The following is a 26,926-nucleotide window of genomic DNA, read 5'->3' as shown; positions in this document are numbered from 1 at the left end:
ATTGGCTTTTAAATGGTTTACATAAGCAGGTATTTTTGTACTAGGCAGGTTGTTCGACCTGATCTAATTGTTGAATGAATTGTTCAGCTAAAGGCCAATAGCCAAAGCCAGATGCAGGGTTTAAATGCCCCACTTCACCCAAATTTACGAGTTGACTCCCCCACTTTTCTGCCATTTCACTTACAGCTTCATAACGAGCTAAATGGTCATTTGTGCTTGCAACCAAAATGCTGGGAAAAGGTAGTGTTTGATCTGGTAAAGGACTCCACCCTTCTTGATGAAGTACAGTTGGGCTTGGGTAATTTTCTGGCCAACTTTTGTTTAAATCAGGCGGAGCCACAAGTAGAGCACCTTGAATTCTTCGTTGGTATTCTGCTGCCCAGTGTAGTGTCATCAGCACGCCTGCGCTGTGTGCAACCAAAATGACAGGCCCTTGTATTTGTTCGAGTTGTGCCTGAATAGCAGCAACTCTATTTTCACAATTGAGTTTATTGGTTTGCACAGGTGGTACAGAACGAACCTTTGCTAGCTTTGTTTCTAAGATCGTTTGCCAATGCTCGGGAACATGATCGCGTAACCCCGGAATAATTAAAATTGTTGCTTTGGTTTGTATTTTTTCCATTTCAACGCCTGTGAATTTTGCCATCTAGGATGCATAAGAATTTTTATAAAACTCCATTCACAATAAAGGCTCATTTCAGTTAATGGTGTACATAAGACGTCACGGACTTTTCATTTGACGACACATCTTTTTAAAATTTCGTAAATTAATTAAAATATTTTTTGTAATTACAAATGAATTAAAAGAATAGCTTTAAAATTGATTCGACATCACGATTAGGCGCTTAAATAAAAGCTTTTGTAATGTGGATATTTTAGTTATAACTAGATATGAGCTGTAAGGAATATGGCTGATTAAGAACAGGAGATAATAAAATGGTGCCTCTTGCGCATACCGCCTCTTTAAAAAATTATTTGGCAGTTGCTCAGCAATTAGATCTAAACCCCTACCATTTATTATCACGTGTTGGGCTTAGCCAAACTCAATTGAATGATCTTAAACAACGCATTCCTGTAGATAAAGCAATTACCTTACTTGAAGACTCAGCCCAAATGAGTAACTGCGATGTATTCGGTTTACATATGGCAGAGCAACGCGAAATCGCAGATTTTGGTGAAATTAGCCTTTTGTTAAGTTACCAATATACTTTGAGAGAAGCGCTGCAAACGATTGTTCGATATAGGAATTTACTAAACAACTCACTTGAAATATATATAGAAGAAATTGACGATACAGTAGTTATTCGAGAAGAAGTTATAACAACAACTTGCGGGTATAGTCGCCAAGCGACGGAACTTGCTTTAGGAATTACCCATCGTTTTTGTGCAGCACTCATGATGCAAAAATGGCGACCGTTAAGTGTACATTTCACTCACAACCCGCCTAGTGATTTAACTCTGCATCGGCGGATTTTTGGCTGTGCACTAGAGTTTGGTAGTGACTTTAATGGTATTGTTTGTACAGCAGCCGAACTTGATAATACAAACCCTCAAGCAAATTTGGCTATGGCCAACCATGCACAGCGTTATTTAGATATTTTGCAGAATAGCAATGAATCGACCATGATTTTTGATATTCGTAAAAGTATTTATCTTCTCTTGCCAATGGGACGCGCTACGATTGATCAAGTCGCTCAAACACATGGTATTCACGTACGGACCTTACAGCGTCGATTAGAAGAAGCTCAGACGAGTTTTAGTGATTTAATGAATGAAGTACGCAAAGACCTCGTATTTCGTTATTTAAAAAATCTAAATTATTCACTTGCTCAAGTGTCTGATATTTTAGGTTACTCAATGCCGAGTTCTTTTACGCGTTGGTTCATTAGCCAATTTGGTATGTCACCGAATATGTGGCGTAGTCATAATAAAGCCCTGCTCAATTAAGTTCTCTTTATTTGAAGCCCAATGAAATCATTTAAAATATAAGGAAGCTGGAGAGCTACTCCAGAACTTCCTTAAAAATCTAATTTTGAAAATTAAAACCACAAGCGCATAAGTCCAAGAACCAATACCACTAAAAAGATGCTTTCGCCGATCATTAAAAGAATCGGTTTAATGCCGACAGATGCTAATTCTTTTAACTGAGTTTTCATCCCTAAAGCACTAATTGCGATGACTAAAAACCAGCGTGATAAGTCATTAATTCCATTTTGAACCATCGTTGGCACCCATCCTGTACTGTTAATACCAGCCAGTATTAAAAAGCCAACCGCAAACCAAGGCAGTAATGGCGGTCGTTCCCCAGTTGAATCTGCTCCTTGCATACGGGTAATCATGGCTGCACAAACAATCACTGGAAGCAGCATTGCCACACGCATAAGTTTAACTACAGTCGCCGTATCCCCCGTTTGAGTAGACATGCTATAACCAGCGCCCACCACTTGTGCAACATCGTGAATCGTAGCACCAAGAAACACACCAGCCGCTTGTGGCGATAACTCTAACCACTTCGCAATCATCGGATAAACAATCATTGCTAATGTTGAAAGTGCAGAGACCCCAATGACTGTAAACAAGGTCGCTTTTTCTTTTTGTGGATGATTAGGAAAAGCAGCCGATAGTGCCAATGCGGCTGAGGCACCACAGATTGCCGTGGATCCACCAGTTAGCATGCCAAATAGTTTTTGGAAACCTAAGATTTTAGCGGCAATAACAGAAACGGCGATTGTGACAATAACCAGAGTAATGACTAACGCAACAGGTTGCCAACCTAGTGCGGTAATTTGCCCCAAAGTTATACGCATGCCGAGTAATGCGATGCCCATCCGAAGCACACTACGTGCGGTAAATTCGATACCTACCTTACATTTACTTTCAGCTGCTAAAAAATTCACGCTCATGCCGAGTAATAGTGCAAATAACATGACTGGCGCGCCATAGTGCTCTGATAAAAAACAGGCAGCCGCAGCAACGACCGAACTGACCACAAAGCCTGGTGCTAATTCTCTTGTACGCTGGGAAAAATTTTTCAAAACTAAACTACTCATGATTTCCCCCATAGCCCATCACAATAAATACCTTGTCCTCGATCACTTCTACGGGATAGGTTGCAACTTTGAGATGAGCAGAATTAACCAAACAGCCATTTGTTAAATCAAAGCGTAGACCATGGGCACAACACTGAATCACTCGACCTTCTAGACGTCCACTAAATAGTGATGCTCCCTGATGAGGACAGCTGTCCTCGATTGCATAAAATTGAGTCGCAACGTTAAATAGTGCGAGAGTTTTATCTCCAATTTTTAAAAAAGCCCGCTCACCTGAATTCGGTATTTTCTCAAAAGGCACTTCAAATCGGTTAGTCATATCAACTCTCCTTGCCCCAAAAGTGCTTCATGCATCGCTTGATAAAGTGCATCTGCTGATTGCGCTCCAACTAAGGCAGCAGCCCGATCAAAAATAAAGTAAGGCACACCATTACCTCCTGTACTTGCAGAGATAAAATCTTGATGATCTTGAATAAGTAAGTTTTTGATTAGCTCAGGTGGGAAGCCACAACGTTTTGCAGTTTTGTATAAAGTGGTGGTATTTCCGATGTCTAAGCCATCATAAAAATATGCAGCAAAGAGTTGTTCTAACAACGCATTGCACTGCTCAGGAGTTCCTATTTTTAAAGCTTTATCAAATAAGCGATGAGCTTTAGCCGTGTTTGGCATGCGCTTAATTTGTTCAAAATCGATCTTGAGTCCAACTTTATTTGCGGCTTTATTGACTTGTTCCTGTCTCATGCGAACTGCTGTCAAGCTACCTAATCTTTTCAAATAAAACGTTTGAAATGGTATACCTTCAACAGCTAAATCAGGTATAAGCTGAACACCTCGCCAGTGCACGACAACTTTGACGCTAGGGTGAAGCTGATAAAATCTATTTATAGCGATCAGTAACTGACGTTTTCCGATCAAACACCAAGGACAAATAAAGTCAAAAAATACATCAATATGTAATTGCCGAATCATCATTTGTTATTCATCCCGCATTTTTGTATTTGGTTACTTGAATGATTTTTAAGCTCAGTCATTCCTTGCTGCTCAAAGCGTGCGATATCTTTGTGATAATGGCATTTGGCATAAAAAAATACGGCTGCGGCTGCAATACTGACCAATGGCATGAGTTGAAATGCACTATGTAAACCAATCACATCAGATACTTTGCCAACGACTAAAGGACCAAGCGCTAAACCAAGAAAATTGTTAGCTAAGGTGAGTGTTGCAAATGCAGAGCCATGAACTGAGTTATGTGTGAGATTGGCCACCATGGCACTAGATGGCCCATTGGTTCCTAGGGCAATAAACATTCCGAGACAAATGAGAAGTAACTGGTTACGTCCCACAGGCACAGCAAAAGCAATTAATAAAAGAACACAACCGAGCAAGCAGTATGTAATCGCTAAACTGACCTTACGATCTGGACAGTTACGGCCTAAATAATCACATAACATGCCACATAGAATTGTGCCTACTGCACTACATAGCAAAATGACCGCTGCCATCACGCCTGCCTTGTCGGTACTCATGCCATAATAGCGATTGAGATAACTCGGCATCCAGACAATCACTGTGCCACCAACAAATAATTGCAGGCCACTACCAATGTAAGTGGCAATGACTGAACGACTTGAATATAAAGTTTTTAAAGGGCTTTTAATGTGCTGAGTTTTACTACGAATTTTATTTTGAGGTGCTGCGTTTATTCTGTTTTCTTTCACTAAAATTGGATATAGAAAAGCCAAAATGAGACCAAATAAAGCAATAGCTCCAAAAGCCCAACGCCAACCGAAATGCTGTGCGAGTACACCACCTAAAGCCACACCCAAAAACGAACCAAATACGCCGCCCGCCATAAAAGCACTGGCGAGTGTTGCACGCATTTCTCGTGGAAAAACAGCCACAACTACCGCGATTCCAACGCTGCCATAAGCAGCCTCACCCACACCAACCATAAAACGAGCAATAAACATTTGCTCATAATTTTCAGCAAGTGCACATCCTAGAGTCGCCAAACTCCATAGAGCTGCCATAATCGCCAAGCTTTTAACTCGTCCAAAACGGTCTGCCATTAAAGACAACGGCAGAGTCAATAACCCCACCATTAACGCGACAATTCCACTGAGCAAACCTAACTGACTATCGCTGAGCAACCACTCATTTTTAAGTAAAGGAAAGACTGCGTTTAAGACTTGTCGGGACATGTAATCTGAAATGAGCAAACCAAATGTCAAAGCAAAAACAAGCCATGCATAACGACGAGGTATACTGATTGACGTATCAACATCGCTCATCTGATCTGAATACTGATGTGCATTCATACGACCTCCTTGTATTTTTTATAATTTCTATTTAGCTAGTGCAGCAACGCACTTTTAAAAACAAAGCGAATAAGCTGCACTACATTTGAGGTCTAAATTCCGTTAGACCTTGTCACATTAGTTACGCTGCGGTACGCCTTTTTGCCCTGCTTTACGATTGGGAGCCATACCATTTGCGATTAAGGTTTCTTCAATACTGTTGTATTGAACCCCAATACGATAAATTTCACGGGCTTCTTTTCCTGAGGCAATTTCACGGCCTAATTCATGGGCAATCCGAACGGTTTGCTTAATTTGCTCTACAGATGAAAAACGGCGTCCATGATGATCAATGATCGTGTCTTCATTACCCACACGGGCATGTAAACCCATTGCCATCGACATGGTGTTAAAAGGCAACACATTTTTGAGCAGAGATTCTGATGTCAAAGTACATCCATCAGGTACGCGATGAATAAAATTAAAGAAATTAAATGGGTTTGGACCATCAAAACCACCACCGATTCCAATCCAAGTTAAGTTTAACGGCCCCATGTACAACCCTTTACGCACCATACGTTCTAGCGTCTCAAGCCCATGCATACCCGTTAACTGAAAGTGCGGTTGAATATTGTTTTTACATAAGCGCTTGATGTGTTCAGTTACCCATGCAGGCCCTGCAGGCACAGTCATCTCTGCATATGCTGCTTGAGTCGCAGGATGTGCCAGTGAAGTCCCTTCTAAATATTCAGGATAGAGCAATTCCATAATATTCATTTGGGTAGTGTTAATTGCCACCGTAACCTGATCGGGCTTTGGTGTAAGTTCAGCCAACATATGTCGGGTGTCATCACTTAACCATAGGGCTGCCTCACCTTCACTTTCTGGTGCAAATGAAATCGAACCACCTACCTGAATAATCATGTCAGGCACAGCCTCACGAACACCTGCAATAAGCTCGTTAAATTTTGACAAGCGTTTAGAACCTTTGCCATCAAGCTCACGAACATGTAAATGCAGCACCGTAGCACCCGCTTCATAGCACTCAACTGCTTTTTGTATTTGCTCATCCATGGTCACTGGAATATCTTCGGGAAAGTCTTCTGGCATCCATTCGGGTCCATACGGCGCAACCGTGATTACCACTTTTTCCATATTTTCTGGGTGCAATGAGTCGTCAAAGAATTGCATGTGCATCTCCTGATATATTTTTAGAATATTCAATTAGATAAAATTATTAACCTATAGATTTAATAGGTTGCGTCACCAATAATGCCGGCCCGCTCCATTTTTCGGTGGCAAGGTGGGTAATCCATGACTGCATAATGTTGTGTACTGCGGTTATCCCAAATAGCAATGCTGTTCGGCTTCCAGCGCCAGCGCACTTGAAACTCTGGAATATAGGCTTGAGAAATTAAGTAACGTAGTAGTTCAGCTGCGCCCGGATTGGCATCTTGTCCAAATCTGACGCGCTCTTTGGTGTGATAGTTACTGAAGTGGGTTGTGAACGCGTTGACGTATAAAATTTTCTCGCCGGTTTCAGGATGAGTACGTACTACTGGGTGCTCAGCATCGGGAAACTTTGCTTTTAAGTCCAAGCGTTTTTCAAGCGGCATAGCCGCACCAAAACTCGCTTCTATGCTGTGATAAGCACGTAAGTCTGCAATCTTATCCTTAATATCGTTGGGTAACGACTCATAGGCCATGACCATATTGGTCCACATGGTGTCGCCACCCACTAGTGGGCATTCAACACAGTGCAACACGCATCCCATCGGTGGAACCTTGCGCCAGCTTGCATCACTGTGCCAAGCATTTTCATAACGATCGACGGGACTTTCGGGATGTTTATAAATCTGCACCAAACCCGGATGATCAGGATGACTACCTACAGCTGGATGGTCTTCTAACTGTCCAAATTTTTCTGCAAATGCGACATGATCCTGACGGGTTAAATGCTGATCTCGTAAAAACAGCACACGATGTTTAAGTAGTTGTGTGCGAATTTCAGCAAATAATCCATCATCATAAATCGCATCAGCAAGTTTGACGCCACTGAGCTCTGCACCAATATTGCAAGTTAACTGTTCAATTTGCATAAGAAATCCCTTCAAATTACAAAGATTGATGAACCTATTGTTTTACGTGCTTCCAAATCACGATGAGCTTGCACAGCATCCTTTAGCTCATAGCGCTGATTAATTTCAATTTTGATTCGTCCATGTCGAACATGATCAAATAATTCATTTGCCAGTTCTTTCTTCTCGGCAGGATCTGCAATGTAATCTGCCAAAGCTGGACGTGTGACAAATAATGAACCTTTCACGGCGAGTAATACCGGATCAAAAGCAGGGATTGGACCCGATGCTGTTCCTACGCAGACCAACAAACCACGGCGTTTGAGAGAGTCTAATGAACTCATAAAAGTGGCTTGGCCAACACTATCGAAAACGACATTTACACCCACGCCGCCTGTTAACTCACGTACACGTTCGGCAACATTTTCATGGCTGTAGTTAATGACATGATCACAACCATGAGCTCGCGCTACGGCAGCTTTTTCTTCTGAAGATGTGGTACCGATAACAGTCAACCCAAGTAATTTAGCCCATTGAGAAACAATCAGCCCAACACCACCTGCGGCTGCATGTAATAAAATTGAGTCGCCTGCTTTAAAGTCATAAATGCGGCGCATCAGATAAGCAGCGGTCAGCCCACGCATGGTCATGGCTGCCGCTGTTTCACAAGAAATTTCTTCGGGTAATTTAATTAAAGCATTTGCTGGAATTAGACGGTGGGTACTATATGCACCTAACGTATTTAAAAAACCTGTATAAGTAACTCGATCACCTACTTTAAGCTGAGTGACTCCTTCGCCTAAAGCTTCTACTACACCGGATGCCTCGACGCCCATGCCATTAGGCATTGGAATTTGATAGGTTCCATTACGAAAATATGTATCGGCATAATTTAAACCGACTGCCACATGACGTAGGCGTACTTCTCCAGCTTTTGGATCTCCTACTTCTACATCTTCATAGCGCATTACTTCTGGCGTTCCTGTTCCATAGAAACGTATAGCTTTCGTCAACGTCATGTCCTATTCCATATTTTGGTTTTTTATTGAGTGCCTATAAAAGCAATAACCAAAATTACAACAGTTAGGATATGGGCCACTTTACATTTCACGACACAAGCTTAACGTTTAATGACAAAGGATATTCGAAATATTGCTAAACAGTATTCCCAGCAATTGCAGCAGACTTATGTAGATTGGCACTATTAGAGTTTTTATTTTCATTTAAGCTAAAACTCACCGCCTCTTTTGCATGAATGGTGGTCGTATCAAATAAAGGAACTGAGAATTTAAGCTCACCAATCAACATACAAATTTCAGTACAACCCAAGATAACGCCTTGGGCGCCTTCAGCTATGAGTCTTTCTACAATAGCGATGTACTTTTGCTGAGAATCTGGGTTGATCACACCTAAACAAAGTTCTTCATAAATGATGCGATGGACTGTCTTTCTATCGGCTTCATTTGGAATAATTACCTCAATTCCATAATCCTGCAATCGAGCTTTATAAAAAGCTTGTTCCATTGTAAAAGCTGTCCCTAACAGTGCAACTTTACCAATGTTTTGACTCAAAATTTCTTTTGCCGTTGCATCAGCGATGTGTAAGAAAGGAACCGTAATTGAATCTTCAATCTGTGCAGCAACTTTGTGCATGGTGTTAGTACACACCAAAATACAATCTGCTCCTGCTTTTTCTAGATTTTGTGCTTGCTCAGCTAAATATGCGCCAGCCTCTTGCCATAAACCCTTCGCTTGCAAGGCTGCTATTTCTTCAAAATCGACACTATTAATAATGACCTTAGCAGAGTGTAATTTTCCTAATTTACGATGAACCATTTTATTGATTTGTTGATAATAAAGTGCTGTAGACTCCCAACTCATTCCGCCTAATAAGCCAATTGTTTTCATTATTGAATCCTTCTATTTATACAAAACTTATCTATATCTCTTATGAGCAAAGTGTAGCTAGAATAAAATTGCTTTATTAAATTTTTTCTAGCTTATCTTATTTATTAATCTTAAACGGTGTGACGTCCAAAGAAACTTCTAAGTTGAATAGACCTAATTGATGAACTTTCAAAAACAGAAAACTCTATGCATTAAACCCAAATTATAAAACATAAGAATTCACGCAAACTTCACGACCAGCTCTTTAATTTAATCTTATAAAGTTGGCTCGGATATAGACATGAAAATTATAACTACAGCCCTAGGGCTAATTACCCTGATAAGTTTAACAGCGTGTAAAAGTGTGCCTAGCTACTCAGGTGACTACGGCAAAGCCGAACAAAAAATTACTGGAATAGAATTAAATGACCAACAAGCGCTAGATATTGGCAATCGTTTTGTTGCCGCATTCAATACGCTTGGCACCCCTTCTTTTGTGAATAACGCGAGTCATCTTTACGCTGATCAGCTCTATATCAACGATACACTCTCGCAGTTCTCTCAGAAAAAAGATCTGATTAAGCATTTTGAAGGTATGAATGCCCGAGTGAGTAATGTCACTGTAAAACTCATTAGTGCAACTCATCACCAAGATACAGCCTACATCCATTGGTACATGACCTATGACTTTAAAATGTTAGGTCGCTCAAAAACCATGGCTTCTTATGGAATTAGTCAAATGAAGATTAATGAGCAGCAAAAAATTATTTTCCAGCAAGATTATTGGGATCCAGCGAATGGCCTTTACCGTTCTTTACCAATATTTGGAGGAGTATATAAATGGGTATTACCGTTCAAAAAAGTCGAATCTTGATATTTCTGGGAATCTTCATCGTCTCTCAAGCGAACGCGGCTGAACTGAAAAAATGCAGTTCAGCGCCTTTAACGGTGACGAGCAAGAAGGTGGGAAATGTCAGTTACTTTGCTGAAGATTGCTTAAAAAATTGGCAGAGCCAAAGTATCAAAATGGACTTTAGCTATAACCGAGATATTCCCGAATGGGCATTTAAACGCGCAGCAGCCCACTTTTTGAAGAAGAATATTAGCGGCTTTGATGCAAAATCTCCGCTTAATCATATTAATGAACTATATACACCAATTAAGAGTGGAGATCTTTATAGTCTCTATTACCAACATGAAAATCAAAAACTAGAACTAAAATTAAACCAGAAGCTACTCGGCTCTTTAAACAATCCGAATGCAAATCAATATTTTAAAATCTGGTTTGGTAGCGAACCGTTTAATGCTAAATTAAAACAACAACTATTAAATTAATGGCTTAATAAAATCTCATGGGTAATCACTTTATCCTCATGGTTGAGGACCATTTTGAACTTGCAGCAACGGTCTGCGAATTTCTTGAAGTGCATGGTTATGTCGTCGATCATGCGCGTAATTTAGATGCTGCACGGACTTTTCTTAAATCTCAGCATTATCACCTTTTACTGCTCGACATAAATCTACCTGATGGCTCGGGTTATGACCTATGCAACTGGCTACGCACCGAACAAGGTGTTGATATTCCAGTCCTTATGCTGACAGCAAGAGATACTTTAGATGACAAGCTTAAAGGTTTTACCGCTGGGACAGATGATTATTTGGTTAAACCCTTTGATTTTAATGAATTAGTCATGCGGATTCGTGCATTAATTAAAAGAGCAGCTGGCGAAGTCACTCATCATAAAATTCAGATTCATGATTTAATTCTTGATAGCGCAACCCAAACAGTTATTCGTGCCGGAAATAATATCGAATTGCCGCCTATTCAATTTAAATTATTAAAAATTTTGATGCGTCAATCTCCAAAAGTAGTGACCAAACAAGAACTGATGATGGAGTTATGGGGCGATGAAGAACCTGAAAGTGATGCGTTACGTAGTCATATCTATAATTTAAGAAAAATGGTTGATAAACCTTTTGACCCTAAGCTATTACATACAGTGGCAGGCGTCGGTTTAAAAATTGCTTTAGAAAGTTCTGCAAGTTAACTCAAATAGACCACAACAATTAAACCTGTTGCCTGTTCTAAGTCCAACTCAGGATGAGTAGCTAAATAGTACTGCCGATCAAACAATTCCACTCGCCATCCTAATTGTTTGCAAAGCTTTTGCACCAATTGCAAACCAATTCCATGGCCTTTAATTTTTAAAGAAAGCTGCGAGTCGCTGAGCTCTTGGACCTTAACATCGTTAGGTAGAGAAATTCCAATTCCATTATCCGCAATAATCAGGCTGTTTTTTTGTTGAATAATGTCGATTTGTGAGCCTTGAGAATAATTCAGCGCATTACGTAAAATATTGCTTAAAACCATTTTAGTCATAGAGGGATATAACCAGCGTGGCTGTTCAGAAAGGTCGGGTTGAATATGAATATGTATCCCCTTACTCTCACTGACCCCTTCTAAACTTTCGACTAAATCCCTCACGATTCTGGATAAAAAATTCTTTTCAGACGGTAAGCTTTTTACTGTATTACGTGCGATTGCCAGCAAGGTATCGACTAATAACTGCATATCTTCAATTGTATTATGAAGTCGAACTAAGGCTTTATCCTCTCCATATTTCGCCTGACAAAGTTGCACATTACCTTTCAAAATGGTGAGCGGAGTGCGTAACTCATGACTCACATCTCCCGTAAATTCTCTTTCGCGTCGAATAAAATCACTTAAAACTTGATGATATTTTTCCAAGGCTTGCTTGAGATATTCTGCTTCCATGTTGCCATTGGTATTAATATCTTTAAAAGGAGAAGCTTGAGTGTCTTGATGTGCCCAATCAATATTTTCTAAAGCATTCGCTAAACGCGTAATTGGGGAAAAATAGCGTCTTGCTCTTCGGTTTGACCACCATAAAAAACTATATAAAACAGATAAACTGAACATGAGTGGAGCAAGTCCAAATAACCAGATCAGCTTATTGACATTGCTCTCGCCAAATACCAACAGAACATGTTGACCATTATGCTCACCATAGACTGTCATTCGCTCTTTACCATCAACGAATACTCGGTGCACCCCACTTTCTAAATGCATGCCCCGAAATGGTTGAGGTGCAATCTCTGTATTCCACCGATATCCATATAAATTTTTCGTATCCGGTAAATCTGCATTTGGGTCACGTTCTATGCGTAACCAGTAATGCTCCATTTCCTGCTCTAAAGCGGTTTTAAGTAAAGAGCCTTTAATGACCCATGCACTACAAGCCAACCCGACTACGATCGATAATGCAATCAGAGCAATCTGCAACCAATAATATCGATTGAACATTTTGGCTAATGGATGACTAGATTTGCCATCATGTCGAGTTCTTATCATATCTTTATCGCCGGGATAGGCTGTAGAAATTACAATGCTCTCTTTTTAAATAAAAAGTGACCAATGACCCATTCTTGACCTTGTTCAAAACCGAATAGTTCAGCACAAGCCATGAAGAAAATACGCCAGCGTTGCCACCAAATATTGGCATCTTTTCCATAGATTTTTTTAAACAGTGGCTTCAGTTCGACTTCTTGGTTATCCATATTCTCAAGCCAAGCATTTGCCGTTCTCATATAATGCTCACCCGACCATTGCCACTGTTGAGCCAACTCTAAATGCTCTTGAAAATGCAAAAAAGTGGAAGTCGACGGCATTAAACCGCCCGTAAAGAAATATTTGGACATCCAATCATAATCTGATTTCACTTCAAAAGGATAATGTAAAAAACGATGGCAAAAAATATGGCACCAAAGTAGCCCATCTGCCTTTAACCATCCCTGAATTTTCTCAAATAGACGTTGATAGTTACGAACGTGTTCAAACATTTCAACCGATACAACACGATCAAACTGAGCTTGGTCTAATTCAAGTACATTTACATCACAAGTGAGCACTTCAAGATTCGTTAAACCTTTTAATTCTGCTTGTCGAAGAATATGCTTTTTCTGAGTTGCAGAATTTGAAACAGCCGTAATCTGTGAATATGGATAGTTTTCTGCCATCCATAACGTTAAAGAGCCCCATCCACAACCTAACTCTAAAATATGTTGGCCGTTTTTAAGTTGTGCCCGTTCACAGTAAAGCTGAAGTGTTAACTCTTCTGCTTGGTCTAACGTCGTTGTTTTAGTTGGAAAATAACATGCACTATATTTGAGTCTTTTTCCAAGCACCGCCTGAAAAAACTTGGTTGGTAATTCATAGTGCTGCTCGTTTGCCTTATCTGTTTCAACCGCGATTTCACTCCGTTTTAGCATATTAAGCACATCCATGTATCGCTGTGCCCCTTGTTCAGGGTCATAACGGCCTTCTTGAATTAAGCGTTTTTTGCTTAAAGCACGAATTGCAGCTCGAATTGCATGATCTGGAACCACACCACTTTCAACAATTTTCAAAGACTGATGAACAATAAAATCCATATGCGCACCTATTTTTTGGGTTTTCGCGGAATAAACATTGATGTTTTTTGTTGATAATCACGATAATTTTGACCGCGACTTTTAATTGCTTGTTTTTCACTAAATGGAATACCCGTGACGTAATATAAAAACAGCCACATCAGTAACGGATAAATCCACAATAAATATTGGCCTGCCGCTAAACCAATGATTGGATAGGCAAACCAATGTAACCATTCAAAAAAATAATTGGGGTGACGTGAATAACGCCATAAACCCTGATCCATGGTTTTGCCATGATGATCTGGATTTAATTTAAATCGGTATAACTGCTGATCAGCGATCTGCTCTCCAATAAAGGCAATCGCCATGATGACGGCCGCAATCACTAAAGTGACTTTATATCCACTACTCCATTCAGTTGCTTCTACATTGAGTAGCGTCCACATTGGTAAGAAGAACAAAAGCACTAAAAGTGTTTGAAAGATAAAAAATAAGAAGAAGCCAAAATGCTGAAATTTTCCCATGGCTTGACGCATGCTCGCGTAACGGCCATCTTCTTTTTGTTCAGATTGATAACGCCTTAACAGATGCCAAAATAATCTTAGAAACCATAGCCCGCTAAAAATACCGATAAAAAATCGTACTTCAACAGGAGCAACTGAAATGAGTAAAGAAGACACAATAATGTTTACTGCCAGACAGAAACTCCATGCAGCATCTACAATTCCAGCTCGACCATTTAGAGTGGCAAGTAGCCAGCTCAGTAACATGATCATTAAATCTAGAATCAGTAAATTCAAAAACATCAGCAGTCTCCTTACTTGAGTTGTTTGAGTTAGTAACTAGCACTCTCAAACAACAAGTGAACATTGCTTATCACGCCTTCTTTAAAACCACCCTCGCAATAACATAAATAGAAATCCCACATGCGAATGAAGTTTTCATCGAAACCCAGAGCCAATACTTCTTCTCGTGCGGTTAAAAACCGTGCTCGCCAGTGATGAATTGTTTGTGCATAACTTAAACCAATGTCATTTAAATGTTTTAGCCTTAAACCACTCTCAGAGGCGGTTTGAGTCAATACACTCACGCTAGGAATGAAGCTACCAGGAAAAATATAGCGCTTAATATAATCAACGGTATTTAATGCTTTTTTATATCGAAAATCTTCAATGGTTATGGCTTGAATAAAGGCTAGACCTTTGGGTTTTAATAGCGCTTTACACTGATCAAAGTATGTCGATAAATATTGCGCACCAACGGCCTCAACCATTTCAATTGAAACCAGCTTATCGAACTTGCCTTCGAGCAAGCGGTAATCTTTGAGTTGCACATCAATTCGATGCGATAAGCCAGCTTCATTTACCCGAGTAATGGCTTCATCGTATTGAGCTTGTGAAATGGTAATGGTGGTCACTCTACAGCCGTAATGTTGAGCTGCATAAATGGCAAAACCGCCCCAACCACTTCCAATTTCGACTAAATGATCCATTGGTTTTAAATCTAACTTTTTACAGATCAGCTCTTTTTTAAAATCAGATGCATCTTCGAGTGTCATATTTTCATTTTCAAAACATGCACTGGAATACATTAAAGACGGATCTAGAAATAATTTAAAAAAATCATTGCTTAAGTCGTAATGCTCGGCAATATTTTTACGGCTACCACTTAAAGAATTCTTTCTATTTTTATACCAGCCCTTAAGAAAAAACTGGCTCGCCTGTGCAATAACATTCTGGTTGAACTGGTCTAATACATCTCGATTACGTGCCAATATCTGAACCAATTCTACTAGTTGTTCACTGCTCCAATCCCCACGGATATAGCCTTCAGCTGCACCTAAAACACCATTTTTTAAAATCAGATCCATCAACAAAGGATTGCGAACTTCAATCACAGCATGTAAGTCTGAAACCTCGCCAACCGTACCACTCCACGCGCCCTGAAAAGTAATCTGTCCATGACGTAATTTAAGAAGACTCTTGAGCAGTAACGGTAGTGACTCATCTTCACCATAAAGAAATGTTTTTATCATGTCTTATCTACCTTGATCTTTTTAGGATGGCGATAAAATGGAACTTTTTTTCGCCACAACTTAAATGCCTCTAAATATATTGAAAACAACATTTTAAAAGGCGCTAGGCTGTTCATAAGAGCATATCGATATTGCTGTGAAGGAAATGTGATGGGCACAAGTTCAAAGCGCATAGTGGCATCAAAGAGTTGTTTTTGTTCTTCAAAAAGCTGCATGTGAATGACATTTTGCTGATCTGAAAAACTAAACTGCCAGTGGTAAGTCAACTGCATGGGCATGAAAGGCGAAACATGAAATGATTTTTCAAAATGAAAATCGAAACTCTGATAATCACCCATAATTTTTTGTTGTTTTGAGCAGTCGTGTATGTAAACTTTTCGTTCATTCCAAGGGGTGTTGGTAATTTCACTGACAATAAATACGGGTTTTCCAGTTTTATTTAAAACAAAATAAAATACGACCGAGTTAAACCTAAAACCTAAACAACGAGGTAAAGCCAAGACTCGGATTTGCCAATCTGGCCGAAGATGTGAGTTGTTATTTTGCAGTATCGCTTTCTCGACTCGATCCTTTATAGAACCGCGATACATATTTAAAAAATCTTTTTCAGATAGTGTTAGTACATTCCAATGATCGGTCGACCAAAGGGAGCAATCTTTTGTAATATCATCTAATTGATCTGGATCGAACCATAAATAATTTAAGGTCGATGTGAATTGATGCGGTTTCGGGCTATAGCGTCTGTGACGAATAAGTGCAGGAGCGATAGCAAGTTTATTTAATAACATTTGAAAGCTCCTTACCTATTTTTATAACGCTAAGAGTTGCTCTACAACACGTGCTGCACTGCGGGCACCATCTTCATGGAACCCCCAGCCCCAATACGCTCCACAAAACGAAGTCCGATTTTGTCCATTAATTTCGTGCCAACGAGATTGAGCTTGAATCGCGTTTGTATCAAACACAGGATGACGATATTTACGCTCAACCAAGATGTCTTCAGCTTTAATTTTCATATTCGGATTTAACGTAGAAAAAATCTGAGTAGCGCAGGATAAATTCTGTAAATTGTTCATCCAATAGGTAAAACCATAATGTATGTCGGATACTTCGTTTTGAACTTGAGATGCATGAGTTACATGTACATGCCAGCTTGCCCACTGCAAACGGCTTTTAGGCATAATTGAAAGATCCCGGTGAACCACCATTCGATTATTTTGATAACCAAATTGACTTAATATTTCCTGCTCAAGCACTGACGTATCTTTAATTAAACTTAGGCTATCGTCGGCGTGGCTTGCAAAAATCACCCAGTCGTATTGGGTTTGTCCTTCAACAGTTTCGATCAAAACTGTTTCTGGTGAACGGCTCACAGCTTTTACTTCTGCAAACTTCCATTCAATGGATGGGCAGCTCTTTTGAATAGCACGAATATAGCTTGCTGAACCGTGTTTAACCGTTTGCCATTGTGGCCGCTCTTTTAGCTGTAACATGCGGTGATGTTGAAAAAAGCTCACCACAAATCGATATGGAATTTGGCCTACTTGCTCAACGGGTGCTGACCATAAGGCACCGCACATCGGATAAAGATGCTCATAACGGAACTCATGACTATATTTGTGAAGGCCCAAATATTCTTCAATCGATAAATTAGGATCAATATCCGCCACATCTATATCTTTATTGTCATCATAAAAACGCAACAAATCTGAGAGCATTTGCAGAAATTTTCGGTTTAAAAAGTTTTGCGGACGGGCAAAGAGCGACCATTTTTTTGAAGGATTATATTGAAGTCCACTGACCAGATTATTCACCGAAAAACTCATATCGCTGCTTTGAGTTTCTACGCCTAATTTTTTAAGCATGTCGGTAAATAACGGATAGTTGTAGTCATTAAACACAATAAAACCACTATCTACTGCGACTTTAGCGCCTTCTATCTCTAGCTCGTGAGTGTCAGTATGACCACCAAAATAGTTATTTTTTTCATACACAGTGACCTGATGTTGTTCCGACAATCTCCAAGCTGCGTAAAGTCCAGATATACCTGAACCAATAATGGCAATTTTCATAACACTTCACCGTTTTCAATTTTCTCTATCGATAGGTTTTTAATCTTTCTATATTGATAAACCTTCGCTGGTACTGGCTTTAGTCCCCACACCAAACCAAATAAAGACATCAGTTTGAGCACATAAAAGGTGATATCAATCTGCCACCAATAAAAACCTTGACGCACACTACCCGCGTAAAAGTGATGGTTGTTGTGCCATCCCTCACCCAAGGTAATTAAAGAAAGTAGGAAGTTATTACGACTATCATCTGGGGTATTAAACTCACGTGAGCCATAACGATGAGCGAGTGAATTAATACACAAGGTTGCATGCGTTAATAGAATTGTGGAAATCACAAAACCCCACACCAAAAGCTGTAAGCCATTAGTACCTAACTCAGGAAAATGTTGTGCAAGCCATGAACCGAAACCATAAATTGCTAAAGCCGTCAAAATCACAATAGGTAAACTAAATCGGTCCATCCAAATCAGCTCAGGATATTTCAACCAGTCTTTAATGACTTTTTTTCGAGTGGCAAAATTCTGCTCATTTAAAAACCAGCCTACATGGGAATACCAAAAGCCTGCTTTCGCTGAATGCGGGTCCTGATCGGTGTCGGTAAAATGATGGTGATAACGGTGATGTGCTGCCCACCATAAAGGTCCGCGCTGCGCACTCATGGTTCCGATCAGTACAAAAATGAATTGAACAATACGTGATGTCTGAAAAGTTTTATGCGAAAGATAGCGGTGGAAAAAAGCAGTAATTGCAAACATGCGAAGAAAATAAAACCCCAGCATGAAGAACACAGCGAACCAAGATACGCCCACCCAAAACGCTGCTAAACAAGCGATATGTAATAAAATAAAAGGAATAATTCTTAACCATTGAATGTTCTTTTCAATGACATATTCGCTAGAAGCACCCACTTGCGCATTTTCTGAATCTGACCAGCTATCGATCCAGCGCAGAAAAAAATTAGACATTGATTCTTCCTGATCTAAAGCATTTCTTTTGGTTCTAATTTAGAAAATGCGCAATGAATTTTATGTGAAGTTCACTCGGTTACGAGATAAATATAAGAATCTACATAACCAGCATTTCACCATTTAGACTGTGTTGTCTTAATGAGTTTAGAAACGTCGTAGCCATAGCTTTTTGCGGTTTGCAGATAAGATTGATATGTCGCCTCATCAAGTTGAGGGCTACGAGAAAGAATCCATAAATATTTCTGGCTTGGGCCACCCACTAAAGCGACCTGATAATCTTGGTCAACTCTTAAAACCCAATAATCGCCTTTTGTAAAAGGAATCCATCTTAGGCCAGAAGGCAAAAAGCTCACTTTTAATTTACTGTTGCCCTCATTTTGCGAATAAGCAACGCCTTCAGATGAGATTGTTTCTCCATTTTTATTCGTACAACTATTTAAAACACCAACGGTTTTGTCCGCGTTAATGGAATAGTTTGCAGTTGTATTGGCTACACAATTACGCTGAAAAAACATAGGTAAATGCGCAATCTCATACCACTTACCTGCGTATTTATTAATATCAATAGATTCAACAGCCACTGGTTTCGTATTTGTGTCGGCAAAGGTACTCAAAGGAAGCGTTAAGCTAACCGCTGCAAGACTGCTGCTAATGACAAGTGACTTAAATAATAATTTCATAACGACCCTCTTCTATTTATTTCATATGTTTAAACATACGCCAGAGGGCTGTGAACAAAGTGTGAATTTTAAAAATTAAGGAACATTAATAAAGATTTAATTGTATTTATTTGGGGCACCTGCAATTGGAAAATCAAGCTCAAAACATACCCCTTCGACCGTGTTATAAACTCGATAGAGGCCATGATGTAGATCCATAATTGAAGCGACAATCGATAAACCTAATCCACCTGTCTGGTTCTCATCACTTCGACTTGAGTGGCATTGGTAGAATCTTTCAAAAAGATGCTCAAGTTGATCATCAGCAATTGAAATACCACCCGTCACCACAGTCAGGCTGACCCATTGCCTATGTTCAATCATCTTATGTTGGCTTGAAATATAGATAATTCGGTTGTTGCCACCGTGAACCAGCGCATTTAAAACAAGGTTGTAGACTGCTCTTTGAAATAGCTCTGGATCTGCAAATAACTTCTGAGCTTCTAAGTTGAAACTAAAATGACACCCTTGTTCTTCAGCCTGATATTCAAAAATCTGGCATAGCCCATCTATAACATCTTGGATATTTATTTCTTGTTTGTTTACAAGAACCATTTTCTGATCGGCTCTTGCTAAAAAAAGCATGCTATCTATCATTCGTTTTAATCTGTGGTAATCATCCAAATGAGACACCAACAAATCTTTATATTGCTCAACTGAGCGTTCGCCAGTTAAAGCAATCTCGGTTTGCCCAATCAGATTATTTAAAGGAGTACGAAACTCATGAGCGATATCTTCAGAAAAACGGTTGAGCTGCGTATAGCCCTTTTCGATACGTTCAAGCATGTGGTTAATATCTTTTGAAAGTAGCTCAACTTCTAAAGGTGAATTTGATAGGTTTAATCTTTTCTGGAGCTGATTTACGTTAATAGAATGAGTTTGCTTACGAAGCTGCTGTAGTGACCTTAAACCTAGGTGACACGCTAAAATGCAAAGTACAAAGATTGCAAACACGCCCCCAACCACATACATCAAGAGACTTTCTTGAAAAGGTAAAAGAATATTGATGCGTTCCGACCACTGTTTACCTGCAATGAGCAGATAAGGCTCATTATTAATTTTTATGGTTTTCCACGCAATTCGTGTTGGATATGAGTTGTTGGCTAAATCTTGAAATTGAAGACTGTTGCGCTGTGCAAGCTGAGGTAACTGAATATGGAGCGGATTAATATTAATTAAAGTTTTGTCTTTATGAATGAGCAGAAACAAGTTGTCTTGGTTGCCAAGCATGTTTTGATACAGCTTAGGACGTGCAATGATTTGCTCTACATTTTCACTGTCTTGTAGCAAAATTTCCAAACGGTTAATTCTGTCTGCTAAAGCTTTATCTTGCTGCTTCAATAAAATTTGATTAATGCCTAAATAGGTCATAAAGCCGACTGAACATAAAATTAAGGCAGAACAAAGCGTGACGAGTAATGTAATACGGACTTCAAGAGAACGCAGAAATTTAAAGTTCATAAGCTAACCGAAATTTTATAGCCCAAACCACGTATGGTATGAATGAGTTTTAACTCATATCCCTCATCAATTTTGCTTCGTAAACGACGTACCGCAACATCAATAAAGTTGGTATCAGTGTCAAAGTTAATATTCCAAACTTCGGAACCAATTTGTCTGCGTGTCACGATTTGTTCTTTGTTGAGCAACAGGTAACGCAACAAATTAAATTCGGTTTTGCTCAGCTCAATTAATTTTCCGTTACGCCATACTTTATGAGCGATCACATCCATTTTTAAATCACTAATAGACAGCTCATTTTCTTGCAAATATTGCTGTCTTCTTAACAGGCTTTTAATACGGGCTAACAATTCAATATAAGAAAAAGGTTTAGCCAAGTAATCATCTGCACCTAACTCCAACCCTTTGACTCTATCCATCACCTGATCTTTTGCTGTTAAGAAAATCACTGGAATTTTTGAAAACTGGCGTAGTACTTGTAATACGCTCCAGCCATCTATGTCCGGCAACATGACATCAAGAATAAGCAAGTCATATTGATCTCTCTTTAGCATTTCCAAACCTTGAAGTCCTAAATGAATGCACTCAGCTTGATATCCAGATTCTTTTAATCCTTTGACCAAATAAGTGGCAATCTTGATCTCATCTTCAATAATAAGGATACGCATTTTGTAGAGACTCATTTGAAAGATGACAACTTTGTAATGTGATTGTCATGCTTGAAATTAGGCAATTTGTTTAAGATTTTCAAAGCGACATAGAGGCAATCATTATGAACAAATTGAACTGGCTGATGTTAACAGCCGTGCTATTGGGTAATAGTACTTTTGCACAGCCCCCTGCTTTGAATCAAGTCTATTCATTAGATCTTAAAACTGCGCACCTGCTAGCGGACAGTGCTAAAGAGGCATGCAAAAAATTAAATCAAAACATTGCGGTCGTTGTTGTTGACCGTGGTGGTAACCCTTTAACTGCCGAACGGCATGAGCTGGTAGGTCCGCATAATTTAATCGCTGCTGAAAAAAAGGCCTACACCGCGTTATCTACCAAAACATCGACCTTGGTTTTAAGCCAAAACAGTAACCAAAACCCCGATGCAAAAAATTTAACCTCACTGGCAAATTTACTTTTGTTAGGTGGAGGCTTACCTGTTCGTTTTGAGAACCAAGTGATCGGAGCGATTGGTGTTGCAGGTGCTGGCGGCGCACAAAATGACAATCAATGTGCAAGCAAAGCCATTGAAACCATTTTTCATTCATAAGGAGTTCACCATGACTAAATCATTTATTGTTTTATCTTCTTTATTTGTTGCTTCGGCTACGTTTGCACAAACTAATCCGCTAAGTGTGCATGTGTTAAATCTAGAAACGGGGTTGCCATCTTCTCAGGTTGAAGTCGTTTTAGAAAAAAATACCAATAACCAGTGGGTGAAACTCAACCAGCAAGTGACCGATTCAAATGGTCGTATTACTGCGCTCTATCCAGAAAATAAGAAATTAGAGCAAGGTGTTTATAAAGTTACCTTTAAAACTGAAGACTGGTTCAAAAAGAATAAACAACAAACTTTTTTTGCCGAAGTACCCGTTATTTTTAAAGTGGATGGAAGCGTAAATCACTACCATATTCCTTTACTACTTAGCCCTTATGGTTATTCAACCTATCGAGGCAACTAAAATAGAAAACCCCTTTATCTGTTTTGCACAAATAAAGGGGTTAATTCAAAGCGATTTGTTTTACGAACAAACCCCATTACTAATCACCGATTTTTTGTTTGAATCTAGCGCCACAATTGAAGCAGAAACCGTATTAATAATTTGAGTCATCGCCTCACTTGACGCACTCACAATTGCTTCCATTTTTTTAGCTTTTTGATCAATTGGCTGCTTAAAAGCAATTCTGCAATTCAGCTGAGATCCTCTATTAGTGATTACTTTTGCATTAGCTGACTCTAATTGAGTAGGCGGTATTTGACGCTTTACGACCCAAGACACAGCAATATTAATATTGCTGTGATCTACAATATCAAAATGAGAAAAGTCTGTAGAAACTCGATATAACGGTTGATTGTTTCCAGCAAGCCCACTGCTATAACTGTCAATTGCGCCTAGCTTTTGTTGTAAACCCGCCGACAAAGTATCGCGTAATTGCGTACCCATGGTTGATGTCCAACGCTCGTTGTTTAAAACCGTAGACTTACCACTACTGTCTTGTAGCACTAAAGGCGCACGGTCTAATCGATCTGGAATCCCGACTGGCAACACCTCAATCACCTGCACAGTTGAGCTGGTGACCGGAGTGACTTTAGGTGTAAGCGTATAGTAGTTTGGCGTTGGTGAACTCGAACATGCTGTCATGGCAACTGCCGTTAAAAACAGACCGCTCCCAAGCAGCCATTTGGCTGCATTAGGATGTTGAAAAGATAGAGTGTTTTTATTTTTCATCATCGGCCTCTGGTGTCTTACCACGAATAATTGATTCAGGATGTTGCTCAATATAGTCTGACATTAACTGTAATGAAGCTGCCGCACGTGTCATTTGCTGTAATGCTTTACGTACGTCTTGTTGTAATGGCGCATCGCTCGACAAAATAGACTCAGATGATCTTACAGTTTTACGAACATCGTCTAAAGTTGCTTGTAAACCAGGTGCAACTTTTCCATCTAATTGTTTAACCAGTTTGTCGGTAGACGCAATGGCAGTGTTCATATTGTTGAGCGTTTTACGCACATCTTGCCCAATTTCAACTAACGGGAATTTAGTTAACTTGTCAGCAATCTGAGAAACTTGAGCTTGTAAGCCACTCAGTTCGGTTGGTGTAGTTGGAATTACTACACGGTTATCACCTAAAATTTGTAATGTCGCTGGTTTAGCTTTAGGGAACTTGTCTAGAGCAATATAGTTTTGACCCGTGAGCAGGTTGCCTGTTCTCATTTGAGCACGCCATCCATGTTCAACAAAATCTTTGAAAATTTCACTGTTTGGATTAAGCGCCTGACCATTTTCAACTCGTGAAGGATAGATGACTGCCTCAACACGCATACGAATCTGTTTATAGTGGTCATAAAACTCAGCATTAATTGATTTAACATTACCAATTTCAATACCCATGAAATCAATTGGTGCACCGACTGCTAACCCACGCAATGAATGATCAAAATACATAATCACGCCACGAGGTTGACCATCTGGTTCTTTTAATGCCTCAGATTTTGAATCCCAAAGATTAAAGCGACTATGATTCGCCGCTGTAGTAGCACGAGAGCTTTCAGGGATTCCAAAAGCAATACCACCTGCGACAATACTTGCCAGCGATTGAGTATCTAAATTAAAGCCCGAAGCATTTAAGGTCACATCAATCCCACTCGCCTGCCAAAAACGTGCATCGGTGGTTACAAACTTATCATATGGTGCGCGGATAAACGTTTGTAGTTCAACATTTTTACCGTCATCGGACAATTTATAGGCTGTAATTTGCCCGACATTAATTCGACGATAATAAATTGGAGAACCTATATCTAACGAACCAAGATCATCTGCATTTAAGAAAAATACTTTTCCGGGAACATCTGAAGATATGACCGGTGGCACTTCTAATCCAGTAAATTCAAACTTATCTTCTGCTGATTTACCGCCATCCACTTCAATATATGAACCTGACAATAAGGTGTCTATTCCTGAAACCCCACTCGTCCCAATACGTGGTCGCACAACCCAAAATCGTGAATCTTTTGCTGCAAAGTTACTAGCACCTTTGCGCAAATCAATTCTGGCAATAACGTGTGAACGATCATCTGAAAGATCAATTTGCCGTACTACACCAATATCCACCTGTTTATAACGGACTGTTGTTTTACCAGCGACTAACCCTTCAGCCGTTCTAAAAGACACATCAATTGTAGGGCCATGAGACAATAGCGCTTTTACAGCTAATGAAAGCGCGATTAAAAGCGCGATCAATGGAATAAGCCAAATTAATAAAGGCTTCCACCGACTCTTCTTTTCTTGAGGCTCTGGTAAATCATTCATGCTATCCAGTTCAACATCTGCATTGCGATGATCTGAGTTACCAGTGGTTATTTCATTTTCAGACATACTCATTGTTCTTTTATTGACTGGGATTAATAGAATCATTATTCAGCGGCGAATGTTCTGCCTGAATAATCGTTGTTTTTTCAGAAGCAACAGAAGACGGTTTGTTTGTATTTTGAGATGCATAAAAATTATCCCAAATAATACGTGGGTCAAAACTTAACGATGCAAACATGGTTAACACTACAACCGCGCCAAAAGCAATCGAACCCGGTCCTGCTAAAATGGTAGCAAGCGATTGAATCTGAATGAGTGCTGTTAATAATGCCACAACAAATACATCAATCATTGACCAACGGCCAATAAACTCAACAATTCGATATAATTTTACGCATTGCTCGGGTAAAAATTTCCAACCTGCCGATTGTTGAAGATATACCGCCACTAATAAAAAATACAAAATCAGTAACTTCAACATGGGAATAAAAATACTGGCCATGAAAATAACCACTGAAACCAGATAGTCCCCACTTTGCCAAAAGTAAATAACCCCACTCATGATGGTATCTTGCTGACTTCCCAAAAGTGAGTCAGTGACCGTCATGGGAAGTACATTGGCCGGAATATAGAGAATAGTCGCAGCCACCACTAAAGCAAAAGTTCGGTTTAAACTCGCTGGCTTACGTGAATGCAGCACGCTATTACATCGAATACAACGTAAAACTTGAGAGCTTTGGTTTAGTCGTCTTTTTTCATTTTGAGCAGAATTTACGATGCCACAGCAGTGACACACAATTAATGAGAGATCTTTGGCTCTTGGATATTGCTTAAGGTCCAACCCGTTCTGCAAGCTTTTTGTTTGGGTCACTTTTTTTATCGTTTTCATGGCAGTGACCTATCAATTTCATTCCATATATCACTCACCTTTATGGAAGTAATATAGACCAACAATACACTTAAGATTGCAAATGCCCATAAAGCAATCTCGGGAATCACTAAGACCATTCCCATTAACTTTACAAGCGTGACCAAAATTCCGATTAAGAACACCTCAACCATTCCCCACACTCTCATAAAGAAAAGTGTGCGTAAGGCAATCACCAAAAACGTTGGGCGTTTCTTCAATACGCTTACCGTACCCAGTACATAAGAAAGTAAGAGAAGATAGGAAAGCGGCACAATAAAGGTAGTGATTAAGATGAGTACGCCAACAAAAGCCCGATCATAATGAAACATCACCCAAACTGCTCCAAGTAAGGTGGTTTCAGATGTGTTTCCCTGTAATTCAATTTTTACAATAGGAAAGCTATTGGCAATAACAAATACGATTAATGCCGTTAAGATCAAAGCCAATAATGTCGAAAAAGGTTTCGTGTGCCGATAGAGCTCAGCACCGCAGCATAAGCAATAAGCTCTTTTTCCATAAGCAAGCGGGGTTCTACGATAGACAGTATCGCACTCCTCACAACCTGCTAATTCTTTAAGCTTCATAGTTATACTCTAAGGTTTATCGTTTTACTGTGTCACACAAAGCTCTTTTTATTACTAAGATAAATTAAAATATAAATCAATCTAAAAGCTATATCAGACAATGGAAATTACCATAAGTACTGTTCAATATATTGTTGAAACTGCTAAATAATCTGTACATATTCGGTGATCAAATAAAAATAGTTATATAAAGTCATAAGCTTAAGCTCAGATAATACACTTTTTGACCCAAGTAGCTGAGCATCAAATGAGTAAAACCTAACTATTGCTTAACATCTTTCCCTATTGAAAAGTTCATGATGCTCTACATCACTTCTGGCAAACCCAGAACAGCTCAGTAAAAATCAGCTTTAATGCAGCATGTGACAGCACAGCTCAATCAAAAATTTAGCATTTCTGAGC

Annotated in this window: 29 protein-coding genes; 6 read left to right on the top strand and 23 right to left on the bottom strand. The window is 39.5% G+C overall.

The features are described from left to right. Positions 1-40: 40 nt before the first annotated feature. Positions 41-646, bottom strand: a complete 606-nt coding sequence (locus NL42_RS00235) for an RBBP9/YdeN family alpha/beta hydrolase (RefSeq protein ID WP_461311349.1) — start codon at positions 644-646, stop codon at positions 41-43. 290 nt (positions 647-936) lie between these two features. Between NL42_RS00235 and NL42_RS00230 the strand changes: the two genes are divergently transcribed. Further along, positions 937-1,947: an AraC family transcriptional regulator gene (locus NL42_RS00230; protein WP_461311348.1), complete on the top strand. Its 1,011-nt coding sequence runs from the start codon at positions 937-939 to the stop codon at positions 1,945-1,947. Between the two features lie 92 nt (positions 1,948-2,039). Here NL42_RS00230 and NL42_RS00225 read toward each other — a convergent pair whose 3' ends face one another. From NL42_RS00225 to NL42_RS00190, 8 genes are all read right to left on the bottom strand, one after another. Beyond that, positions 2,040-3,050, bottom strand: coding sequence for a YeiH family protein (locus tag NL42_RS00225; protein WP_461311347.1), 1,011 nt, complete (start codon positions 3,048-3,050; stop codon positions 2,040-2,042). Next, positions 3,043-3,351: a Rieske (2Fe-2S) protein gene (locus NL42_RS00220; RefSeq protein WP_461311351.1), complete on the bottom strand. Its 309-nt coding sequence runs from the start codon at positions 3,349-3,351 to the stop codon at positions 3,043-3,045. The genes NL42_RS00225 and NL42_RS00220 overlap by 8 nt, the downstream gene beginning before the upstream one ends. A 14-nt stretch (positions 3,352-3,365) precedes the next feature. Beyond that, the gene (locus NL42_RS00215) at positions 3,366-4,022 is read right to left on the bottom strand and encodes a DsbA family oxidoreductase (protein WP_461311346.1); all 657 of its coding nucleotides are present in this window, start codon (positions 4,020-4,022) and stop codon (positions 3,366-3,368) included. After that, positions 4,019-5,368, bottom strand: a complete 1,350-nt coding sequence (locus NL42_RS00210) for an MFS transporter (protein ID WP_461311345.1) — start codon at positions 5,366-5,368, stop codon at positions 4,019-4,021. Before NL42_RS00210 ends, NL42_RS00215 begins: the two co-directional genes overlap by 4 nt. Positions 5,369-5,485: 117 nt before the next feature. After that, the gene (locus tag NL42_RS00205; protein WP_004791385.1) at positions 5,486-6,538 is read right to left on the bottom strand and encodes a beta-keto acid cleavage family enzyme; all 1,053 of its coding nucleotides are present in this window, start codon (positions 6,536-6,538) and stop codon (positions 5,486-5,488) included. 59 nt (positions 6,539-6,597) lie between these two features. Beyond that, on the bottom strand, positions 6,598-7,446 hold the full coding sequence (locus NL42_RS00200; RefSeq protein ID WP_461311344.1) for a TauD/TfdA dioxygenase family protein: 849 nt from the start codon (positions 7,444-7,446) through the stop codon (positions 6,598-6,600). Between the two features lie 11 nt (positions 7,447-7,457). Further along, entirely contained in the window at positions 7,458-8,444 is a 987-nt protein-coding gene (locus tag NL42_RS00195; RefSeq protein WP_039247267.1) for a quinone oxidoreductase family protein, read from the bottom strand. A 136-nt stretch (positions 8,445-8,580) separates the two neighbouring features. After that, a complete protein-coding gene (locus NL42_RS00190) occupies positions 8,581-9,333 on the bottom strand; it encodes an aspartate/glutamate racemase family protein (RefSeq protein WP_461311343.1) in 753 nt (250 codons plus the stop codon). 280 nt (positions 9,334-9,613) lie between these two features. Here NL42_RS00190 and NL42_RS00185 point away from each other — a divergent pair, with 280 nt between their 5' ends. Genes NL42_RS00185 through NL42_RS00175 form a run of 3 tightly spaced genes read left to right on the top strand, consistent with a single transcriptional unit; the run spans position 9,614 to position 11,360 of the window. Then, positions 9,614-10,186 carry a nuclear transport factor 2 family protein gene (locus NL42_RS00185; protein ID WP_461311342.1) on the top strand — a complete coding sequence of 191 codons (573 nt, stop codon included), beginning with the start codon at positions 9,614-9,616 and terminating at the stop codon, positions 10,184-10,186. Then, on the top strand, positions 10,153-10,647 hold the full coding sequence (locus NL42_RS00180; RefSeq protein ID WP_461311341.1) for a chalcone isomerase family protein: 495 nt from the start codon (positions 10,153-10,155) through the stop codon (positions 10,645-10,647). The genes NL42_RS00185 and NL42_RS00180 overlap by 34 nt, the downstream gene beginning before the upstream one ends. Before the next feature lie 17 nt (positions 10,648-10,664). Then, positions 10,665-11,360, top strand: coding sequence for a response regulator transcription factor (locus NL42_RS00175; protein ID WP_461311340.1), 696 nt, complete (start codon positions 10,665-10,667; stop codon positions 11,358-11,360). Here NL42_RS00175 and NL42_RS00170 read toward each other — a convergent pair. From NL42_RS00170 to NL42_RS00125, 10 genes are all read right to left on the bottom strand, one after another. Beyond that, positions 11,357-12,685, bottom strand: a complete 1,329-nt coding sequence (locus tag NL42_RS00170) for a sensor histidine kinase (RefSeq protein WP_461311339.1) — start codon at positions 12,683-12,685, stop codon at positions 11,357-11,359. The genes NL42_RS00175 and NL42_RS00170 overlap by 4 nt on opposite strands. A gap of 29 nt (positions 12,686-12,714) precedes the next feature. After that, complete coding sequence (locus NL42_RS00165; protein ID WP_461311338.1) at positions 12,715-13,764, bottom strand: SAM-dependent methyltransferase; 1,050 nt, start codon at positions 13,762-13,764, stop codon at positions 12,715-12,717. 8 nt (positions 13,765-13,772) lie between these two features. Then, on the bottom strand, positions 13,773-14,552 hold the full coding sequence (locus NL42_RS00160; RefSeq protein WP_461311337.1) for a DUF1295 domain-containing protein: 780 nt from the start codon (positions 14,550-14,552) through the stop codon (positions 13,773-13,775). A 29-nt stretch (positions 14,553-14,581) separates the two neighbouring features. Beyond that, complete coding sequence (locus tag NL42_RS00155; protein ID WP_461311336.1) at positions 14,582-15,781, bottom strand: class I SAM-dependent methyltransferase; 1,200 nt, start codon at positions 15,779-15,781, stop codon at positions 14,582-14,584. After that, positions 15,778-16,569, bottom strand: a complete 792-nt coding sequence (locus NL42_RS00150) for a DUF1365 domain-containing protein (RefSeq protein ID WP_461311335.1) — start codon at positions 16,567-16,569, stop codon at positions 15,778-15,780. Before NL42_RS00150 ends, NL42_RS00155 begins: the two co-directional genes overlap by 4 nt. Before the next feature lie 21 nt (positions 16,570-16,590). Then, positions 16,591-17,853 (bottom strand): NAD(P)/FAD-dependent oxidoreductase, encoded by a 1,263-nt coding sequence (locus tag NL42_RS00145; protein WP_461311334.1) that lies wholly within the window; start codon positions 17,851-17,853, stop codon positions 16,591-16,593. Further along, complete coding sequence (locus NL42_RS00140; protein ID WP_461311333.1) at positions 17,850-18,821, bottom strand: acyl-CoA desaturase; 972 nt, start codon at positions 18,819-18,821, stop codon at positions 17,850-17,852. Before NL42_RS00140 ends, NL42_RS00145 begins: the two co-directional genes overlap by 4 nt. A 116-nt stretch (positions 18,822-18,937) precedes the next feature. Then, positions 18,938-19,504, bottom strand: a complete 567-nt coding sequence (locus NL42_RS00135) for a lipocalin family protein (RefSeq protein ID WP_461311332.1) — start codon at positions 19,502-19,504, stop codon at positions 18,938-18,940. Between the two features lie 96 nt (positions 19,505-19,600). Next, entirely contained in the window at positions 19,601-21,004 is a 1,404-nt protein-coding gene (locus tag NL42_RS00130; protein WP_461311331.1) for a heavy metal sensor histidine kinase, read from the bottom strand. Further along, positions 21,001-21,672, bottom strand: coding sequence for a heavy metal response regulator transcription factor (locus NL42_RS00125; RefSeq protein ID WP_461311330.1), 672 nt, complete (start codon positions 21,670-21,672; stop codon positions 21,001-21,003). The genes NL42_RS00130 and NL42_RS00125 overlap by 4 nt, the downstream gene beginning before the upstream one ends. Positions 21,673-21,797: 125 nt before the next feature. On the opposite strand from NL42_RS00125, the gene NL42_RS00120 reads away from it, so the two are divergent. After that, positions 21,798-22,265, top strand: a complete 468-nt coding sequence (locus NL42_RS00120) for a GlcG/HbpS family heme-binding protein (RefSeq protein WP_461311350.1) — start codon at positions 21,798-21,800, stop codon at positions 22,263-22,265. A 10-nt stretch (positions 22,266-22,275) separates the two neighbouring features. Beyond that, the gene (gene uraH, locus NL42_RS00115) at positions 22,276-22,677 is read left to right on the top strand and encodes a hydroxyisourate hydrolase (RefSeq protein WP_461311329.1); all 402 of its coding nucleotides are present in this window, start codon (positions 22,276-22,278) and stop codon (positions 22,675-22,677) included. Between the two features lie 60 nt (positions 22,678-22,737). On the opposite strand, the gene NL42_RS00110 is transcribed toward uraH, so the two are convergent. Genes NL42_RS00110 through NL42_RS00095 form a run of 4 tightly spaced genes read right to left on the bottom strand, consistent with a single transcriptional unit; the run spans position 22,738 to position 26,524 of the window. Further along, positions 22,738-23,445: a PqiC family protein gene (locus tag NL42_RS00110; RefSeq protein ID WP_461311328.1), complete on the bottom strand. Its 708-nt coding sequence runs from the start codon at positions 23,443-23,445 to the stop codon at positions 22,738-22,740. Beyond that, a complete protein-coding gene (locus NL42_RS00105) occupies positions 23,435-25,102 on the bottom strand; it encodes a PqiB family protein (protein ID WP_461311327.1) in 1,668 nt (555 codons plus the stop codon). The genes NL42_RS00110 and NL42_RS00105 overlap by 11 nt, the downstream gene beginning before the upstream one ends. 7 nt (positions 25,103-25,109) lie before the next feature. Beyond that, positions 25,110-25,919, bottom strand: a complete 810-nt coding sequence (locus NL42_RS00100; protein ID WP_461311326.1) for a paraquat-inducible protein A — start codon at positions 25,917-25,919, stop codon at positions 25,110-25,112. Next, positions 25,916-26,524 (bottom strand): paraquat-inducible protein A, encoded by a 609-nt coding sequence (locus NL42_RS00095; protein WP_016137639.1) that lies wholly within the window; start codon positions 26,522-26,524, stop codon positions 25,916-25,918. Before NL42_RS00095 ends, NL42_RS00100 begins: the two co-directional genes overlap by 4 nt. Positions 26,525-26,926 lie beyond the last annotated feature (402 nt).

The sequence above is a fragment of the Acinetobacter sp. GN11 genome (assembly GCF_054823985.1).
Note: the sequence above shows the minus strand (reverse complement) of the source record. Positions and strands in the feature narration are given on the sequence as shown.

What these genes read in the sequence shown, in the direction of transcription:
- NL42_RS00100 (WP_461311326.1), bottom strand. Translation starts at nt 25,919, where the DNA reads ATGAAAACGATAAAAAAAGTGACCCAAACAAAAAGCTTGCAGAACGGG.
- NL42_RS00230 (WP_461311348.1), top strand. Translation starts at nt 937, where the DNA reads ATGGTGCCTCTTGCGCATACCGCCTCTTTAAAAAATTATTTGGCAGTT.
- NL42_RS00150 (WP_461311335.1), bottom strand. Translation starts at nt 16,569, where the DNA reads ATGTTATTAAATAAACTTGCTATCGCTCCTGCACTTATTCGTCACAGA.
- NL42_RS00105 (WP_461311327.1), bottom strand. Translation starts at nt 25,102, where the DNA reads ATGAGTATGTCTGAAAATGAAATAACCACTGGTAACTCAGATCATCGC.
- NL42_RS00130 (WP_461311331.1), bottom strand. Translation starts at nt 21,004, where the DNA reads ATGAACTTTAAATTTCTGCGTTCTCTTGAAGTCCGTATTACATTACTC.
- NL42_RS00110 (WP_461311328.1), bottom strand. Translation starts at nt 23,445, where the DNA reads ATGAAAAATAAAAACACTCTATCTTTTCAACATCCTAATGCAGCCAAA.
- NL42_RS00225 (WP_461311347.1), bottom strand. Translation starts at nt 3,050, where the DNA reads ATGAGTAGTTTAGTTTTGAAAAATTTTTCCCAGCGTACAAGAGAATTA.
- NL42_RS00160 (WP_461311337.1), bottom strand. Translation starts at nt 14,552, where the DNA reads ATGTTTTTGAATTTACTGATTCTAGATTTAATGATCATGTTACTGAGC.
- NL42_RS00205 (WP_004791385.1), bottom strand. Translation starts at nt 6,538, where the DNA reads ATGCAATTCTTTGACGACTCATTGCACCCAGAAAATATGGAAAAAGTG.
- NL42_RS00155 (WP_461311336.1), bottom strand. Translation starts at nt 15,781, where the DNA reads ATGATAAAAACATTTCTTTATGGTGAAGATGAGTCACTACCGTTACTG.
- NL42_RS00235 (WP_461311349.1), bottom strand. Translation starts at nt 646, where the DNA reads ATGGCAAAATTCACAGGCGTTGAAATGGAAAAAATACAAACCAAAGCA.
- NL42_RS00190 (WP_461311343.1), bottom strand. Translation starts at nt 9,333, where the DNA reads ATGAAAACAATTGGCTTATTAGGCGGAATGAGTTGGGAGTCTACAGCA.
- NL42_RS00200 (WP_461311344.1), bottom strand. Translation starts at nt 7,446, where the DNA reads ATGCAAATTGAACAGTTAACTTGCAATATTGGTGCAGAGCTCAGTGGC.
- NL42_RS00185 (WP_461311342.1), top strand. Translation starts at nt 9,614, where the DNA reads ATGAAAATTATAACTACAGCCCTAGGGCTAATTACCCTGATAAGTTTA.
- uraH (WP_461311329.1), top strand. Translation starts at nt 22,276, where the DNA reads ATGACTAAATCATTTATTGTTTTATCTTCTTTATTTGTTGCTTCGGCT.
- NL42_RS00180 (WP_461311341.1), top strand. Translation starts at nt 10,153, where the DNA reads ATGGGTATTACCGTTCAAAAAAGTCGAATCTTGATATTTCTGGGAATC.
- NL42_RS00095 (WP_016137639.1), bottom strand. Translation starts at nt 26,524, where the DNA reads ATGAAGCTTAAAGAATTAGCAGGTTGTGAGGAGTGCGATACTGTCTAT.
- NL42_RS00165 (WP_461311338.1), bottom strand. Translation starts at nt 13,764, where the DNA reads ATGGATTTTATTGTTCATCAGTCTTTGAAAATTGTTGAAAGTGGTGTG.
- NL42_RS00145 (WP_461311334.1), bottom strand. Translation starts at nt 17,853, where the DNA reads ATGAAAATTGCCATTATTGGTTCAGGTATATCTGGACTTTACGCAGCT.
- NL42_RS00195 (WP_039247267.1), bottom strand. Translation starts at nt 8,444, where the DNA reads ATGACGTTGACGAAAGCTATACGTTTCTATGGAACAGGAACGCCAGAA.
- NL42_RS00120 (WP_461311350.1), top strand. Translation starts at nt 21,798, where the DNA reads ATGTTAACAGCCGTGCTATTGGGTAATAGTACTTTTGCACAGCCCCCT.
- NL42_RS00140 (WP_461311333.1), bottom strand. Translation starts at nt 18,821, where the DNA reads ATGTCTAATTTTTTTCTGCGCTGGATCGATAGCTGGTCAGATTCAGAA.
- NL42_RS00170 (WP_461311339.1), bottom strand. Translation starts at nt 12,685, where the DNA reads ATGATAAGAACTCGACATGATGGCAAATCTAGTCATCCATTAGCCAAA.
- NL42_RS00125 (WP_461311330.1), bottom strand. Translation starts at nt 21,672, where the DNA reads ATGCGTATCCTTATTATTGAAGATGAGATCAAGATTGCCACTTATTTG.
- NL42_RS00175 (WP_461311340.1), top strand. Translation starts at nt 10,665, where the DNA reads ATGGGTAATCACTTTATCCTCATGGTTGAGGACCATTTTGAACTTGCA.
- NL42_RS00215 (WP_461311346.1), bottom strand. Translation starts at nt 4,022, where the DNA reads ATGATGATTCGGCAATTACATATTGATGTATTTTTTGACTTTATTTGT.
- NL42_RS00135 (WP_461311332.1), bottom strand. Translation starts at nt 19,504, where the DNA reads ATGAAATTATTATTTAAGTCACTTGTCATTAGCAGCAGTCTTGCAGCG.
- NL42_RS00210 (WP_461311345.1), bottom strand. Translation starts at nt 5,368, where the DNA reads ATGAATGCACATCAGTATTCAGATCAGATGAGCGATGTTGATACGTCA.